General features: G+C 42.8%; 17 protein-coding genes. 16 read left to right on the top strand and 1 reads right to left on the bottom strand.

Translation table 11 applies throughout. The features are described from left to right. Positions 1-113: 113 nt before the first annotated feature. The 5 genes from JF53_RS13490 (at position 114) to JF53_RS13470 (ending at position 4705) form a co-directional block, all read left to right on the top strand. Positions 114-1304 (top strand): carboxylate--amine ligase, encoded by a 1191-nt coding sequence (locus tag JF53_RS13490; protein ID WP_047980371.1) that lies wholly within the window; start codon positions 114-116, stop codon positions 1302-1304. Positions 1305-1308: 4 nt separating this feature from the next. Beyond that, positions 1309-2802 carry a Mur ligase family protein gene (locus tag JF53_RS13485; RefSeq protein WP_047980372.1) on the top strand — a complete coding sequence of 498 codons (1494 nt, stop codon included), beginning with the start codon at positions 1309-1311 and terminating at the stop codon, positions 2800-2802. Between the two features lie 45 nt (positions 2803-2847). Further along, entirely contained in the window at positions 2848-3579 is a 732-nt protein-coding gene (gene cuyB / locus JF53_RS13480) for a cysteate racemase (RefSeq protein ID WP_083443635.1), read from the top strand. A 12-nt stretch (positions 3580-3591) separates the two neighbouring features. Beyond that, positions 3592-3786 (top strand): hypothetical protein, encoded by a 195-nt coding sequence (locus JF53_RS13475; protein WP_047980373.1) that lies wholly within the window; start codon positions 3592-3594, stop codon positions 3784-3786. A gap of 499 nt (positions 3787-4285) precedes the next feature. Further along, on the top strand, positions 4286-4705 hold the full coding sequence (locus tag JF53_RS13470; RefSeq protein ID WP_047980374.1) for a PaaI family thioesterase: 420 nt from the start codon (positions 4286-4288) through the stop codon (positions 4703-4705). A 7-nt stretch (positions 4706-4712) separates the two neighbouring features. Here JF53_RS13470 and paaX read toward each other — a convergent pair whose 3' ends face one another. Then, positions 4713-5564 (bottom strand): phenylacetic acid degradation operon negative regulatory protein PaaX, encoded by an 852-nt coding sequence (gene paaX, locus JF53_RS13465; protein ID WP_047980375.1) that lies wholly within the window; start codon positions 5562-5564, stop codon positions 4713-4715. 538 nt (positions 5565-6102) lie between these two features. On the opposite strand from paaX, the gene paaA reads away from it, so the two are divergent. The 11 genes from paaA to JF53_RS13410 are packed head-to-tail and all read left to right on the top strand — an operon-like array spanning position 6103 to position 15344. Next, a complete protein-coding gene (gene paaA / locus JF53_RS13460) occupies positions 6103-7092 on the top strand; it encodes a 1,2-phenylacetyl-CoA epoxidase subunit PaaA (protein ID WP_047980376.1) in 990 nt (329 codons plus the stop codon). 22 nt (positions 7093-7114) lie between these two features. Then, a complete protein-coding gene (gene paaB / locus JF53_RS13455; RefSeq protein ID WP_047980377.1) occupies positions 7115-7468 on the top strand; it encodes a 1,2-phenylacetyl-CoA epoxidase subunit PaaB in 354 nt (117 codons plus the stop codon). Then, positions 7465-8286: a 1,2-phenylacetyl-CoA epoxidase subunit PaaC gene (gene paaC, locus JF53_RS13450; RefSeq protein WP_047980418.1), complete on the top strand. Its 822-nt coding sequence runs from the start codon at positions 7465-7467 to the stop codon at positions 8284-8286. Before paaB ends, paaC begins: the two co-directional genes overlap by 4 nt. Positions 8287-8342: 56 nt before the next feature. Next, positions 8343-8849 carry a 1,2-phenylacetyl-CoA epoxidase subunit PaaD gene (paaD, locus tag JF53_RS13445; RefSeq protein WP_047980378.1) on the top strand — a complete coding sequence of 169 codons (507 nt, stop codon included), beginning with the start codon at positions 8343-8345 and terminating at the stop codon, positions 8847-8849. Between the two features lie 15 nt (positions 8850-8864). After that, positions 8865-9170, top strand: coding sequence for an EthD family reductase (locus tag JF53_RS13440; RefSeq protein WP_047980379.1), 306 nt, complete (start codon positions 8865-8867; stop codon positions 9168-9170). Next, entirely contained in the window at positions 9163-9933 is a 771-nt protein-coding gene (locus JF53_RS13435) for an enoyl-CoA hydratase/isomerase family protein (protein WP_047980380.1), read from the top strand. The genes JF53_RS13440 and JF53_RS13435 overlap by 8 nt, the downstream gene beginning before the upstream one ends. A gap of 4 nt (positions 9934-9937) precedes the next feature. After that, positions 9938-10714: an enoyl-CoA hydratase/isomerase family protein gene (locus JF53_RS13430; protein WP_047980381.1), complete on the top strand. Its 777-nt coding sequence runs from the start codon at positions 9938-9940 to the stop codon at positions 10712-10714. An 11-nt stretch (positions 10715-10725) separates the two neighbouring features. Then, positions 10726-12246, top strand: coding sequence for an aldehyde dehydrogenase family protein (locus tag JF53_RS13425; protein ID WP_047980382.1), 1521 nt, complete (start codon positions 10726-10728; stop codon positions 12244-12246). A 27-nt stretch (positions 12247-12273) separates the two neighbouring features. Then, positions 12274-13137, top strand: coding sequence for a 3-hydroxyacyl-CoA dehydrogenase (locus JF53_RS13420; protein ID WP_047980383.1), 864 nt, complete (start codon positions 12274-12276; stop codon positions 13135-13137). Between the two features lie 5 nt (positions 13138-13142). Then, positions 13143-14351: an acetyl-CoA C-acyltransferase gene (locus tag JF53_RS13415; protein WP_047980419.1), complete on the top strand. Its 1209-nt coding sequence runs from the start codon at positions 13143-13145 to the stop codon at positions 14349-14351. Between the two features lie 42 nt (positions 14352-14393). Then, positions 14394-15344, top strand: coding sequence for an NAD(P)H-dependent flavin oxidoreductase (locus JF53_RS13410; RefSeq protein ID WP_053351205.1), 951 nt, complete (start codon positions 14394-14396; stop codon positions 15342-15344). The last annotated feature ends 19 nt before the right edge of the window (positions 15345-15363 follow it).

The raw sequence follows: 15363 nt of genomic DNA, 5'->3' as shown, positions 1-15363 counted from the left end.
AAAAATTTACTGACTAGCGAAGTATATTCCTGTAGCGGGTTTGCACGATGACTCCCGCCAGTTTATAGATGAAATTATTACGAAACGGTTAAATGCCGTATAGGAGTAGAGAGATGAAACATAAAGCTGTTATTTTAGGCAATAATTACTATATAGGATTAAGTACGATTAGAAGCCTCGGTATCCACGGCGTGCACACAGTAGCTGTGGATTATTCGGAAGAGGATCGGTATGGCGCGGCATCAAAGTATTGCGCTGAATCCATCCTAGTTCCTCACTACAAAGAAGAAACTGAAGGCTTTATCCATGCATTAATTGACTATGCCAAAAAACAAGATGAAAAACCAGTACTTATTCCTTGTCATGATACGTATTTAGAGGTTCTTGATGCCCATTTAAATACAATCAAGGAATATTACTTAATTCCACAAACAGAACAAGGATTAGCGACGAAAGTCATGAATAAAGATCATTTATATGCCCTTGCAGAAGAGCATGGCGTGCGTGCACCAGAAACAGTACGCATTCACGAGCCAAACTTCAAAGAACGCGTGTTAGAAGAAATTAAGTTCCCGTGTATCGTAAAGCCGGTTGATTCACCTGCTTTCGTATCAACCTTCCGAAAGAAAATCTTCATGGTTCATACGATGGAAGAACTAGACGAGGCACTGGAAAAAGCAAAAGCTGCTAACTTAGAAGTGTTTGTGCAACGAATTATTCCGGGGTTTGATGACCATATGTACACCTTTGATGCCTATTTAGATCAGAATTCGAAGGTTACCCATTGGACGACATGCCAAAAGCTACGCCAATACCCAATTAACTTTGGTGCATCGGTCTACACAATCCAAAAATACACACCAGATTTATATGAAATAGGTGCGAAGTTTTTAGAGGGAATTGGTTATAAAGGCTTTGCCGAGATTGAATTTAAGAAGGACGAACAAACGGGTGAATTTTACTTAATTGAAATAAATGCTCGTATCACCAACTTTAACCATCTTCTCTATAAGGTAGGACTGAATTTCCCCTACATTACGTACCGTGAGATGATTGGTGATCCGTTAGAACCAAAAGCCTTAACCGAAACCACAAACCGTGCATTTTGGTATGGCTATGAGGACATGCTAGCAGTTAAAGATTATATTAAAAGTGGACAGCTTAAACCATCAGCGGTCGTAAAATCGCTGTTCAGACCGAAAGCATATGCCATATGGAGCTTGCAGGATCCTAAACCTGCACTTTCCTTTATGAAAACCAGAGTAGGAAAATTATTCGGTGGCCGTAGAAAGGCGAGGAGGTAGTGGAATGCAATTACGTGAATTACTAGGAGCAATTGAAATAACGAATAATGAGGATATAGCACCGGTAGAGATTAACCAGGTCTCCTATCATTCGCAAAAGGTAAGGGATGGGCATCTGTTTGTTTGTGTGAAAGGCTATAAAACGGATGGACATAAATACCTTGCTGATGCTGTAAAACGTGGTGCAGTAGCCGCTGTTGTAGAAGAAATCCAAGCCGATGTAAATGTACCACAGTATGTTGTAAAAGATAGCAGAATCGCACTGGCGAAATTGGGAGCACATTTTTATAACTATCCTTCTAAAAAGCTCAATATGATCGGCATAACTGCGACAAATGGGAAAACTACTACTTCCTACATGACGAATGCCATTTTGGAAAACGAAGGACATCGAACTGGGTTAATTGGAACAGTCATCATTAAAAATGGCGATGAATCGATTCCAGCGGAACTGACAACCCCAGAGTCTTTAGATTTACAGCGTTACTTAAGTGATATGGTGGAAAACGATGTGTCCCATGTAACAATGGAGGTATCCTCAGCAGCACTTGAATTACATCGCGTTGAGAGCGTTGAGTACGATATTGTGTCACTAAATAATATGAGCCGTGAGCATATGGAAATGCACGGCACCTTTGAACGCTATTTTGAAGTGAAATCTAGCTTAATTCGCAATGCATCAGCGAATAGCTTTGCTGTACTGAATTTAGATGATCAATACTCAGCTTCGCTAGTTGATAAAACAAAGGCGACTGTTATTTCCTTCGGTGTGGAAAGTAAAGAAGGGTATGTTCATTGTAAAAACCTTGATTTAACAACAGGACGAGGGAAATTTACGGTAGAAATTTTAAAACCATTCGAAGCAAATGGCTTAAAATTTGAGCCAAGTGAATTTGATGTAGAGCTAGCTGTACCAGGATTACACTCGGTTTATAACTCGATGGTTGCGATTATTATTAGCCTTCTAAGTGGTGTTTCGATTGAGACAATCCAAAAGACATTAAAAGAATTTACTGGTGTCCCAAGACGATTTGAATTTATCTATGAAGAAGACATTAAAGTTGTCGATGATCACTTTGCAAATCCAGGTAATATTAATGTGACATTACAAACATTAGATTATATGGATTATGATAAGCTACATGTAGTCTATGCAATAAGAGGGCAGCGTGGTGCAACCATTAACCGAGAAAATGCTGAGGTAATTGTGAACTGGGCAGAAAATCTTGGTATTAAAGAAGTTATTGCAACACGTAGTGTATCCCATACAACACCAAAAGATGAAGTGACAGATGATGAGACAAAAGCCTTTTTAGAGGTGATGGAAAAAGCAAATATCGGCGTGAGATTATATACAGAATTACCGGATGCTATTAATGATGCACTTTCCAACGCAACGAAGGGTGACTTGGTCTTATTAGCAGGGTGTCAAGGAATGGATTACGGTGCAGAGATTGCACTAGAATCGTTAAACAAAGAAAACGTAGAAATTAAATAGGATGTCATGCAGTAAGCAATACATTAGATAAAGCAGGTGGAAGGATTGGAACACAAAAAGCTCGGGGTACTAGGCGGAATGGGTCCTGCTGCCACGGCACTCTTTTTTGAAAAAGTAATCGAAAATACAAAAGCCAATAAAGACCAAGAACATATCGACATGGTTATTCTTAACCATGCCACAATCCCAGATCGGACAAGCGCTATATTGGAAGATAATAAGACTGATTTTTTAGTTGCCGTTCAAAAGGATTTTGACCTTTTTGAAGCGGCTGGTGTTGCGAATATTGCCATCCCATGTAATACGTCTCATTATTTTTATGATGATATGCAGGCGATGACGTCGATTCATATTATCAATATGATTGAAGAAACGGTGCAGTATATCCGTGATAAATATGGCCCATCTGCAAAGGTTGGAATTTTGGCGACAGATGGAACCATTAATACTGGTATATATCAGAATGAATGTCATAAATATAATATGAAGGCACATATCCCAAATGTGCTTGTACAGGAACAAGTCATGCGAACGATTTATGATTTCAAAGCAGACAAACCTGTTGACGTGTTAGGATTTGAGCGCATCATCACAACTATGATGGAAGAGGAGAATTGTGATTGTGTCATTCTAGGATGCACAGAGCTCTCCTGTATCCCGGTTGGAGATCACATCCAGCCATATTGTGTGGATGCCATGCAAGTATTAGTAAATGAAGCCATAACACGATCCGGAAAAACACTGAAGAAACGAGAAGTAATCCCAAATTTTGAGTAAGGAGGGAGATGCGTGATTTCTAATAGAGAAGCATTTGATGAATTCTTACTCGAATCGTTCAAGGATGGTAGAAGTGTTCGTGAACTAAGACTATCTGATGAAGAAGCTAATTACTTAAAAGTGAAAATACCAAAAGCAAAATTTAAAACACTACAAACGGAAGAATCGACAGCAGCAAAGAAGTGGTATGAAGTCGATACCCGTTAGACCAACCGTTACAACCCCTACCAGCTTGATTTGGTAGGGTTTTTTATTGCCTTAATTTATCCTTCAACTACCTCGCATTTCCATCAGAGTGCTTTACACTACCAAACTTACTCTGGAAAAATTTCTCCAATTAATCCTTTTCTATTTCTGCTTAAAACTATATAACGATTCCTAAACGTATAATAAAATATCGGGCATTTATATGTAATAATAATGCGAAAATTAACCTAAATCTATTTCGGTAAAATAAGAATAAATAAATAATTCACGCCTTACTCCTACATTTTACCGAAAAACAAATTATGAAAACGCATTAAATTAGAAGAAAATTCCATATAGATGAAATGATTATTCATTGAACGAAAATACAATTAGTTAGTGTAATTCTGATTATATTGACATTAAGATACACTATCGATAAAATCAAACTAACGTTAATTAAACGGAATTTAAATTACCGTTATATTGATTGGTTATGGAAAAATAAGGAGGGACATCCATGAAATATACAACAGCAGATTTGAAGCGAGTTGCTACAGGAAACCTAGCCCCACCACCTTGTGACAAGACTTTACAAGTAACCGTTAACTATGCGGAAGATGGCTTAGCCAAGGGAACGTGGGAAGTCGATCGGAAATACATAAATGGGCACGGTGTTGTGATGGGTGGTTTTTTAACCGCTGCAGCAGATATTATGATGGCTTATGCCATCACATCACAACTAACGGATAATCAGGGCTTTGCCTCGGTTGACATCCATACAACGTTTCATCGCCCGGCAGTAGAAGGAGAAATAACCGTCACGGCACAAGTAGAAAAGCTAGGGAGAACCCTAGCCTATGTAGTAGCAGATTTATTCCAGAACGGGAAAAAGGTTGCCAGCTCTGTTTCGTCGTTACTGATTAGAACGGAGAAGTAGCCATAAGCTACTTCCCGCTAACTTCTTGTATGCTTCCTAACGCAAATACTTCTTTGAAAAATCTCTTGGCTGGTTCTTCTAATAACTTGTAGTAATCGGTGAATAGAGAGCCTGCTGAATCCCCTAGCCATTGCTCCGGTAATAGCTCCTGCGGAAGATTGGGGTCAATGAATAAAAACTTACGATATTGGTGAACTAGTAGCGCAGATTTTACAAAGCAACTCCCATCGCTCAGCTCACCCTTCTCAATTTTTGTTTTATCAATGACATACTTTTGGCTATATTCCTGAATAAACCGTTGATAGCGCTTGTTTACGTCATCCAAATCCCAGCATTTTTCCACGAGAAATGCTTCTTTTTCCATGCCCTCATAACTCGCATTGAAAAACGTAACATATTCCCCCATATCATATTTTTCAATTAAACGATTTACTTGTACCTCTAGTGGATTCGGCGTAATCCAACAGCTATTCGCAAGCATGCCGAAACCACTCCATACTAATTCTTTTCTGAGCTCATCGCGAAGATGGCGTTTGTTCTCCGGAATGGTGTAAACCAACATACGCCACTGTCCATCCCAAGAAGGGTGCTCCGTCTTATAAATTCGCTTCGATGCTTCCTCCATCCGAGCTTGTCCTCGCTCGGTTAAGGAGTAGTAGCTTTTGTTACCAATTTTGTTCGCCTGGACCCAGCCTTGCTTACTCATCCGCGAAATCGCCGCACGCACAGCTTGCTCATTATGCCCAAATTCCTGAAGCAAGCGGATCAGACTACCAATCCAAATCACATTATCATAATGCCTTATATAATCACCAAAAAGAGTGAAAATCATCGATCTAGTATTAAATTGCTTTTCCATCAAAACTACCTCTCTCTTGTTTGCCAACTAGTAACTCACCAGTCTAGTAGTTCAAATTTTATCAGAAATAAAGTGAGATGAATAGTAAGGGCTAGGATAAATGAAAATCTAATATGCAAAAAACTAACATGCACTGATTTAGCGTCGGGAATATACGTAGACTCCTGCGGGAGGAAGGGCCTAGGCGAGACCCCGCAGTGAGGGTGCTACTTGAATAACCTTCTTCGTTCCCTTGCGCTGAGGAAGCATACTCCGAAGCGATACTAGCAGACACAGGCGCACTGCTTTTAAGCGCGAGGAGGCTCGCCAGCCCCCCCGCGGCAAGGTAGACACTGCGAGGTAGTTTCGAGCAGATGTCACCCCTGTACTGGAAGTGAAAGCGAAGTGTATTCCCGGAGCGGGTTACAAGCACCAAACGATAACTTCATCTAGCATATATTGTCGAAACAAAGTTAGAAAATTTAAACTAATCATATTGTTATTCGTATAACACTTTGTTATGATAGCGTTAAATAAACGTTATGAAAAGGGTGATGATATGTACAACTACGTGGAAGACGGTGACTCGAAAACCACTGCATATGTAGAAGTAGACTCAGATAAATACCAAGCATTTATGGCCCGAATTGAAGCAGGTGAAAAAATCGAAGCGGATGACTGGATGCCCGAAGACTACCGTCAGGCATTAATCAAACTCATATCCATGCATGGAATTAGTGAAATCATGGGGGCACTTCCGGAAAAGGAATGGGTACCAAAAGCACCAACTCTTAAGCGGAAATTAGGAATTATGGCAAAGGTACAAGATGAGATGGGGCATGGACAGCTATTACTCCGAGTAGCAGAGGATTTAATGAAACCATATGGGAAAACAAGAGAAAATCTCATGGAAGATTTACTAAATGGCGATTTAAAATTTCATAATGTGTTTCATATGCCGACGAAGACTTGGGCAGATGCTGGTATGGTCGGATGGTTGGTGGATGGGGCTGCTATTATGTCGCAGACGAATATGCTAGATGCTTCTTATGGACCATACCAACGAGCGCTGCAACGTATTTGTCAGGAGGAAGTATTTCATGCACAGCACGGGGAATCAATTATCATGGCCTTGGCAGAGGGAAATGACTATCAACGGGATATTTTACAAGAATCGTTAAATCGCTGGTGGCCATCACTACTCATGTTCTTTGGTCCGAGTTCAGCTGAAACGACTGGCTCCTCTAAGCAAGACTTGATGATTCATTACCGGATTCGGAAAAGCACGAATGAAGAACTACGCCAAGCCTTTTTGACGAAGTATTTACCTCGTGTTTTTTCACTTGGATTAACGGTACCAGATGAAACAGTTCACTATGACAAGGAGCAAGAAAAATGGGTTTACCAGCAGCCTGATTGGGATGAATTTAAACAAATCATTCGTAATAATGGGCCACGATCAAAGGAACGACTGCGCTTGCGGCAAATTGCATATGACAATAATCGCTGGGTAAGGCAAGCATTAGCAACGGAAACAGTTGGCGTATAAGCAAGAGGGGGGAGTGTTTCGAATGACAAAGGAATCGGACTTCTATCAAGTGTATGAGGTGTTTAGTAGAAGAGGGGTAAAATCACCGATGCAGCATCAATTTAGTTTGCTCGCTCCGAATCAGGAAATGGCGATGATGATGGCACAGGAGAACTTTATGAGACGTGAGGATGTTATTGATGTCTGGGTCGTGAAGCAGCAGGACGTTCGCAAAATGACTAGTGAGGAAAGAACCGCATGGACGAACCGGTTAGATAATAAAGATTACCGCACGACGAAGGGCTACGGGTATCTTCGTAAAAAGTGGCGAGAGAAGGAACAAGGCATGCTGGATGAGAAGGAGATCATGTCTTGGAAAGAGGTGAAGAAGCAATGAATAAACTCGTGGAATCACCAGAACAGGCCAAACAAGATCTAGCATACTGCAACGCTTTACGGGAGCTTTTGTTCCAGTTAGCAGACGATGATTTTATAATCGCTTTTCGCGGATCCGAGTGGTTAGGGTTAGCACCACATATTGAAGCAGATGTTGCCTATTCCTCAATCACACAGAACACAATGGGGCATGCGTACATGTTTTACCAATTATTAGAGGAACTTGGCGTAGGGAATGCTGATATTATCGCTCATGACCGGATGGCAGAAGAACGAAGGAATGGGACGTATTTAGAGAAGCGAAATGGTGAAGGGGTTTATTTTGAGGAGCCTTATTATGACTGGGCTTTAGCTATTGTGCGGAACTTTTTCTATGAAACATTTAAACAAATAAAATTGAAAGCGATTACAGCAAGCTCCTATCAGCCACTTGCAAATGTGGCAACAAAGGCACTGATGGAGCACCCCTATCATTTAGCGCATTGGAAGCTTTGGGTTCAGCAGATTCAGAATTCTTCTAAGGAGGCAAAAAATCGCATTGCACAACGAGTACTGGAGGCTTGGGAGGAATTTGCAGATGTATTAGAGCTCGGAGAATTAGCGGAGGATATGGTGCGCTACAACTTAATATCAATGGATGAAGCAGCACTAAGGCAGGAATGGCTAGCGGCTATCAAGGCAACCGTACTCGATACTCCAACAATACCGTTAGGAAAGAAATACGGCAATGGTCGAAATGGGGAGCATAGTGGAGATTTACAACAGGCATTAGCGACTTTGGCAGAAGTATATAACCAGGATAAGTCAGCAAGTTGGTAGATTACGAGTCTTATTTTTATTAGAACGAATATGTATGTAGCAAGGGAGGGTAGATAATGACCAAGACCGATCAACTAGAGGAAATCCATGCTGTATTAAAAACAGTAGATGATCCGGAGCTTCCATCTGTCAGTGTCTATGACCTTGGAATGCTCTATGAAGTAAGCATAATTGGAGCAGATGTCCACCTTCGTATGATACCGACATTTGCAGGCTGCCCTGCCCTTGATTTCATAGAACAACAGGTTAAAGAAGCAGTCGAAGCTCTAGACTGGGTGAACCATTGTACCGTGAAGTTTTCGATGGAAAAGCTATGGTCTACAAATGCCATAACCGATAAAGGAAAGCAAGAACTTAAGAAACATGGTATTGCACCACCCCCAGAAAACTATCGGCCAGGGGAAGAATGGACGGTTCACTGTCCGTATTGTGATTCGGACTATACCTCTATGGAAAATGTATTTGGACCAACGGCCTGCCGTAGTATTTTATATTGCATGGCATGTAGAAATCCATTCGAAGCAATGAAGCCGGTAGTGCCAATTACGGAAATAAAAGGATGAAAGGAGAAATACTAGATGGTGAAATTAATTGCGTTATACAAGCAACCAGCAGATGAGGAAAAATTCAATGAGCATTATTTTAATACGCACGCACCAATTACCAAACAAATTCCAGGACTAAGGAAAATGGAGGTTACGAGAATCGTGGGATCACCAATGGGAAAAAGCGAGTATTACCTATTATGCGAAATGTACTATGATGACCACCAATCCTTAAACGAAGCAATGAAAACAGATGAAGGGAAGGCATCGGGAAAAGACGTGATGAAGTTTGCTGGTGATATTGTCACGCTCATGATTGGTGAGGAAGTAAATGACTAAGCATATCCATGTCTATTCGGTGGAGGAAATTGGGATTATCCAATTGAATCGTCCAGCGGTATTAAATGCCTTGAGTAGAGAAATGGTCGATGAAATTGTGGCGCAATTAGCGTCTTTTGACAGCGATGATAGGGTCCGTGTGATTGTCATGAAAGGCAATGAAAGAGCCTTTGCCGCTGGAGCAGATATTGAGGAAATGCTGGAGGATACCAGCCTCACATTAGAAATGCTAAATCCATTTGCCGCATGGGACAGAATTAGTTTGATAAAGAAACCGATTATAGCAGCGGTAAATGGAATGGCTTTAGGTGGTGGATTCGAATTAGCCCTACATTGTGACCTAATTGTTGCGGCTGAGGATGCTAAGTTCGGATTTCCAGAAGTAAAGCTCGGGGTCATGCCTGGAGCTGGTGGCACCCAGTTTTTAACACGGGCGATGGGTAGAAGAAAAGCGCTGGAATGGATTTGGCTCGGGGAGATGATGACAGCAAAAGAGGCGAAAAAATTTGGCGTTATCAACCGAATCGTAGCACCAGAGCTAGTCGAAGAAGAGACAATGCTGATAGCCAAGCAGCTAGCAAAACTTCCACCTGTATCGTTACGGCTAATTAAAGAAGCAGTGCATGCGGCAGAGGATTTGTCCATGCAAGAAGGGAAACAACTGGAACGGAAAAATTTCTACTTGTTATTTTCTACTGAAGATCAAACGGAAGGAATGCAAGCATTTAAAGAGAAGCGTCCACCTAATTTTAAGGGGAAATGAGCCCATGAGTTATGAAACAATTAATTATGACAAACAAGCGCAGGTAGCCGTCATCACCTTAAATCGTCCGTCCGCTTATAATGCGTTCACAGAGCAACTAAACAAGGAACTACTCCATGCGATTAAACAAGCGACGAAGGATAAAGAAGTGCGATGCGTCGTTTTGACAGGGAAGGGCAAGGCGTTTTGTTCTGGCCAGGATCTAGCAGAAGTGAATGAGCAGACCAATCATGCGACCTTCTTGCACGAACGCTATCACCCCATGCTACAAGCAATCAAACAATCACCTAAGCCGGTAATCGCGGCAGTCAATGGAATAGCGGCTGGAGCTGGTATGAGTCTGGCCCTGGTAGCGGATTTTCGAATCATGAAACAAGAAGCGAAATTCGTTAGTGCCTTTATGAATGTAGGGCTTGTCCCAGATACGGGATTTTTATATGAGTTACCACGAATGATTGGCTATGCAAAGGCACTTGAAGTTGCGGTGCTTGGTGTGCCAATTACCGCGGATGCTGCTAAAGAATTAGGTCTAGTCACAGCGGTGTATGAGGCAGTAGAGTGGGAGCAAGCTGTAGGAGAGTTTGCAACTAGAATAGCCAAGCTACCAACAAAGGCATTTTCACTCATTAAGCGCTATATGCAAGCGGGTATGAATCAGGACTATGAGGAACTATTAGCGCAAGAAGCATTTGCCCAACGGATCGCTGGGATGTCTGATGACCACCAGGAAGGATTACAAGCCTTTTTAGAAAAAAGAAGCCCGAATTTTAACGGAAACTAGGAGGGAAAACCATGGAACAAACGGTAACGGAAAAAATAACGACAGTTGGCGAATTGAAACGGACGCACTACCCGATGATTATTAATGGTGAACGAGTGGAAAGTGTAGCGGGAGAAGTATTCGAAACCTATGATCCTGCCAAGGGGGAAGTAATTGCAACGGTAGCAAAAGCAACAATTGAAGATGCAGAAAAAGCGGTCCAAGCGGCAAGAAATTCATTTGATAACGGGAAATGGCGTAAATACCCGGTAGGAAAACGGGCACGTGTTTTACATAACATTGCTGCTATTATGCGTAGTCGTTTTAATGAATTAGTCGAGATAGAGGTTTTAAATAGTGGGAAATCCATTGGCGCAGCACAAGTGCAGGTCAATCAGGCAATCGAGGATTTTGAATTTTACGCGGGTGCGATTGTTGGTCACCGAGGAACCGTAAACAATATGCCAAACGGATTTTTCAATTACACCCATAAAGAGCCTGTTGGGGTATGTGCGCAGATTATTCCATGGAATTACCCCATGATGATGGCAGCGTGGAAAATTGCCCCAGCGATTGCGGCGGGCTGCTCTGTTGTGGTGAAGCCTGCTAGTCTCACACCAATTACCGCGATTATCTTAACTGAAATTTGCCATGAAGCAGGTGTACCAGAAGGGGTTGTCAATACGATTCCAGGCTCAGGGGAAGTTATTGGTGACTACCTAGTCCAGCATCAGGACGTTAATAAAGTGGCATTTACAGGATCAACGCCAACGGGTAGGGACATTATGGGAAAAGCTGCTAGCACGTTAAAGCGATTAACCCTTGAATTAGGCGGTAAATCACCAAGTATTATTTTTGATGATGCTGATCTAGAAGCGGCTGTTGCGGGTTCCTTGTTTGGAATCTTCTTTAATACCGGTCAGTCCTGTGAAGCAAGGTCCCGGCTGTTCGTTCACGAAGCCATTTACGATAACTTTATCACGCAATTCGTCTCCAAAACAGAAAAGCTAAAGGTAGGCGACCCGTTTGATAAAAACACCCATCTCGGGTCAATTATTAACCGTAGCCAGCTAGAAAAAATTGATGCCTATGTCCAATCAGCACGGGAAGATGGGGCAACCGTTCTAACTGGTGGAGAAGAACTAACGATTGAGGGGTTTGAAAATGGTTATTGGTATGCCCCAACCATTATTGCCGATGTTACCCCGGACATGAAGGTTGTACGGGAAGAGATTTTTGGTCCAGTTGTTGTCGTGGAAAAATTCACGGATGAACGGGATGTGATTAAACGGGCAAACGATACGGAATATGGGCTTGGCTCTGCTGTCTGGACAACAAACCAAGCACGCGCAACTCGTGTTGCCCATCAAATTCAAGCCGGGATTGTCATGATCAATAGTCCATTTTCGGCATTCCCTGGTACACCATTTGGTGGCTATAAGCAGTCTGGATTTGGAAGAGAACTTACGGTCGAAACACTCGATTTATATATGGAGGATAAGAGTGTCCTTTCCTACTATGGTCCAAAACCAATCAATCCTTTTGGTGTTTAGTAGTTTACGAGAAAGAGGTGCGGCTACATGAGGCTTGAAAAAATTACCGTTGTTGGTGCTGGAGTAATGGGGAGAGGCATCGCCTATGTGTTAAGTCTAGCGGGCTTTCATACGACTATGGTTGATGTCTCTCTGGAGCAATTACGATTAGCGAAAAATGAAATTACTCAGCTAGCAGAACATGCAGTTCAGCGAAACAAAATCAGTTCAGAAGCAAAGGATAACGTAGTAGAGAATATCCATCTATCAGTAGAGCTTGAGGCAGTGGCGAAGGAGACGGATTTTGTTATCGAGGCAGTCCCGGAGAGGCGCGATTTAAAACAGCAGGTTCTTGCCACAGTGGATGCCCACGCCCGGGCGGAGGTCATCATCGCATCGAATACGTCTACGATTAGTCCGACTGAGCTTGGTTCTTATACCAAACGTCCGCAGCAAGTAGCGGCCATGCATTTCTTTAATCCGGTTCATCGCATGAAGCTAGTAGAGATTGTGAAGGGGCTTGAGACGAGTGAGGAGACGGTGAACGTCATTCGTGAAGTGGCACACCAAATCGGTAAGGAAACCGTAGAAGTGAAAGAGTTTCCTGGCTTTGTGACCAGTCGAATTAGTGCCATGGTAGGTAATGAAGCATTTTACATGCTCCAAGAAGGTGTGGCCACGGCTGAGGACATTGATAAAGCGATTCGCCTTGGTCTGAATTACCCCATGGGTCCCCTTGAATTAGGGGACTTGGTTGGACTGGATACCCGGCTCCATAATTTAAAATACTTACACGAAACCTTAGGGGAAAAATTCCGTCCAGCCCCACTGTTGGAGCAATATGTAAAGGCGGGAAGATTAGGGAGAAAAACAGGTCGTGGTGTGTATGATTATTCAAGTGATGGTGAGTGATGGAAATGAGAGAGGTTGTCATTGTTGATGCAGTACGTACGCCGATTGGACGTTATAAGGGTGTCTTACGGGATAGTCGTCCAGATGACTTAGCAGCACTAGTAATCAAGGGATTATTGGAACGAAATCCACAGGTTCCGTATGAGGATATAGAAGAGGTTGTCTTGGGAAATGCCAATCAAGCCGGGGAGGATAATCGTAATGTTGCGAGAATGGCTGCCTTACTAGCTGGGTTACCAATAACAGTTGGTGGAACAACGATTAATCGCCTTTGTGGGTCAGGACTAGATGCGGTTGTCTATGCGGCCCGTGCAATCGCTCAAGGGGACGGTGATATTTTCATAGCTGGTGGAACAGAAAGTATGACACGTGCCCCGTTGGTGATGGCTAAGCCAGATCGCGATTTTCCAAGAGGAAATCAGGAGCTCTTCGATACAACTATCGGCTGGCGATTCATTAACCCGGCATTGGAAAACGAGTATGGAACCGACTCGATGCCCGAAACAGCAGAGAATGTAGCAAAGCAGTTTCACATTAGCCGAGCAGACCAGGATCAGTTTGCCCTAACAAGCCAACTGCGAACGAAGAAGGCGATGGAGGAAAAGCGCTTTGCAAGTGAACTCATTCCAGTGGTCTATCGCGATAAAAAAGGAAATGAAATCCGAATCGAAACAGATGAACACCCACGCCCACAAACAACATTGGAAAAGCTAGCGAAACTAAATCCATTATTTGAAAATGGAACAATCACGGCTGGAAATGCATCCGGAATAAATGATGGTGCCTCCACCTTATTGCTAATGAGTGCAGAAAAAGCAAAATCACTACAGCTGAAGCCGTTGGCGAGGTATGTTGCTGGGGCAACAGCAGGGGTTGCGCCTGCATTAATGGGAATTGGACCAATTGAGGCGACAAGAAAAGCGTTAACACGTGCTGGTGTATCGATTGCAGATATCGGATTAATCGAATTAAATGAAGCATTTGCCTCACAATCTATCGCCTGTATACGGGAGCTTTCGCTAGATACAGAGATTGTCAATGTGAATGGGGGTGCGATTGCACTTGGTCATCCGCTCGGTGCAAGTGGTGCCCGGATTCTCACGACACTTGTCCATGAGATGAGCAAGCGCAACACCAAGTATGGCCTGGCTACGATGTGTATCGGGGTTGGTCAAGGAATAGCGGTCATTGTAGAAGGGAATTTGTCTACTTAACACATGTTTTAAATGAGGGACGTCCATGAGGAGGGAGTAATGATGAACCGAGTAACGGATTTGCTCAATATCCAGCATCCAATCATTCAAGGTGGCATGGGAAATATATCAAACGCCAAGCTCGCTGCAGCTGTATCGGAGGCAGGCGGGTTAGGCACAATTGGTTGTGGAACGATGCCACCTGATGAAGTGGAAGAAATCATTTTGCAAACGAAGCAGTTAACCGAGAAGCCTTTCTCACTTAACATTGCGATAAACGTAACCCCACATGTCGATGAATTACTAGCATTAAGTGTGAAACACCAAGTTCCTGTTGTGTCGCTTTCAGCAGGGAATCCATCCCCATATATTCCATTTCTCCATGAGCATCACAAAATTGTATTAGCGGTCGTTGCTTCTGTTAGCCATGCCCAAAAAGCAGAAGCGGCTGGCGCTGATATTTTAGTCGCTGAAGGATATGAAGCAGCAGGTATCAATTCTATTCTCGAACTGACAACATTCACCTTAATCCCGCAAGTTGTTCAAAAGGTACAAATCCCAGTCATTGCCGCTGGGGGAATTGGTGATGGAAAAGGGTTAGCGGCAGCATTTATGTTAGGTGCAGAAGGTGTGCAAATTGGTACCCGATTAATCGCCACACAGGAAGCCCCTTTTCATGATACGTATAAACAACAGCTCCTCCAAGCAAGCGGTACCGACGCCATTATCATCGGAAGAAGTGTCGGAACGATTCGGCGGGTGCTCACCACCCCATATGTGAAGAAACTGCAGGAACTGGAAAAAAAGGGAATGAGCATGGAAAATTACCGCCACTATACGTCTGAGGAACGGCATGTAGTAGCTGCGTTAGAAGGGGAAGTGGAGCAAGGCTTTTTAAATAGTGGACAGATTGCTGGCTTAGTGGAGGATGTTCCAAGTGTACAGGAGTTGTTGAATGACATGGTAAATGGAGCCAAGAAACAACTTGCTAAAGGAATGAATTTATTCGGATGACCAATTAGTGAGAAGTAAA

The sequence above is a fragment of the Ornithinibacillus contaminans genome (genome assembly GCF_001038425.2).
GTDB lineage: Bacteria > Bacillota > Bacilli > Bacillales > Amphibacillaceae > Ornithinibacillus > Ornithinibacillus contaminans.
This window is presented reverse-complemented; position numbering and strand designations above follow the sequence as displayed.

Coding starts and splice junctions, on each gene's coding strand:
- paaX (WP_047980375.1), bottom strand. CDS start 5,564: ATGGAAAAGCAATTTAATACTAGATCGATGATTTTCACTCTTTTTGGT.
- JF53_RS13415 (WP_047980419.1), top strand. CDS start 13,143: ATGAGAGAGGTTGTCATTGTTGATGCAGTACGTACGCCGATTGGACGT.
- JF53_RS13440 (WP_047980379.1), top strand. CDS start 8,865: ATGGTGAAATTAATTGCGTTATACAAGCAACCAGCAGATGAGGAAAAA.
- JF53_RS13485 (WP_047980372.1), top strand. CDS start 1,309: ATGCAATTACGTGAATTACTAGGAGCAATTGAAATAACGAATAATGAG.
- JF53_RS13420 (WP_047980383.1), top strand. CDS start 12,274: ATGAGGCTTGAAAAAATTACCGTTGTTGGTGCTGGAGTAATGGGGAGA.
- JF53_RS13490 (WP_047980371.1), top strand. CDS start 114: ATGAAACATAAAGCTGTTATTTTAGGCAATAATTACTATATAGGATTA.
- paaC (WP_047980418.1), top strand. CDS start 7,465: ATGAATAAACTCGTGGAATCACCAGAACAGGCCAAACAAGATCTAGCA.
- JF53_RS13410 (WP_053351205.1), top strand. CDS start 14,394: ATGAACCGAGTAACGGATTTGCTCAATATCCAGCATCCAATCATTCAA.
- JF53_RS13425 (WP_047980382.1), top strand. CDS start 10,726: ATGGAACAAACGGTAACGGAAAAAATAACGACAGTTGGCGAATTGAAA.
- JF53_RS13430 (WP_047980381.1), top strand. CDS start 9,938: ATGAGTTATGAAACAATTAATTATGACAAACAAGCGCAGGTAGCCGTC.
- paaD (WP_047980378.1), top strand. CDS start 8,343: ATGACCAAGACCGATCAACTAGAGGAAATCCATGCTGTATTAAAAACA.
- JF53_RS13470 (WP_047980374.1), top strand. CDS start 4,286: ATGAAATATACAACAGCAGATTTGAAGCGAGTTGCTACAGGAAACCTA.
- JF53_RS13435 (WP_047980380.1), top strand. CDS start 9,163: ATGACTAAGCATATCCATGTCTATTCGGTGGAGGAAATTGGGATTATC.
- paaB (WP_047980377.1), top strand. CDS start 7,115: ATGACAAAGGAATCGGACTTCTATCAAGTGTATGAGGTGTTTAGTAGA.
- paaA (WP_047980376.1), top strand. CDS start 6,103: ATGTACAACTACGTGGAAGACGGTGACTCGAAAACCACTGCATATGTA.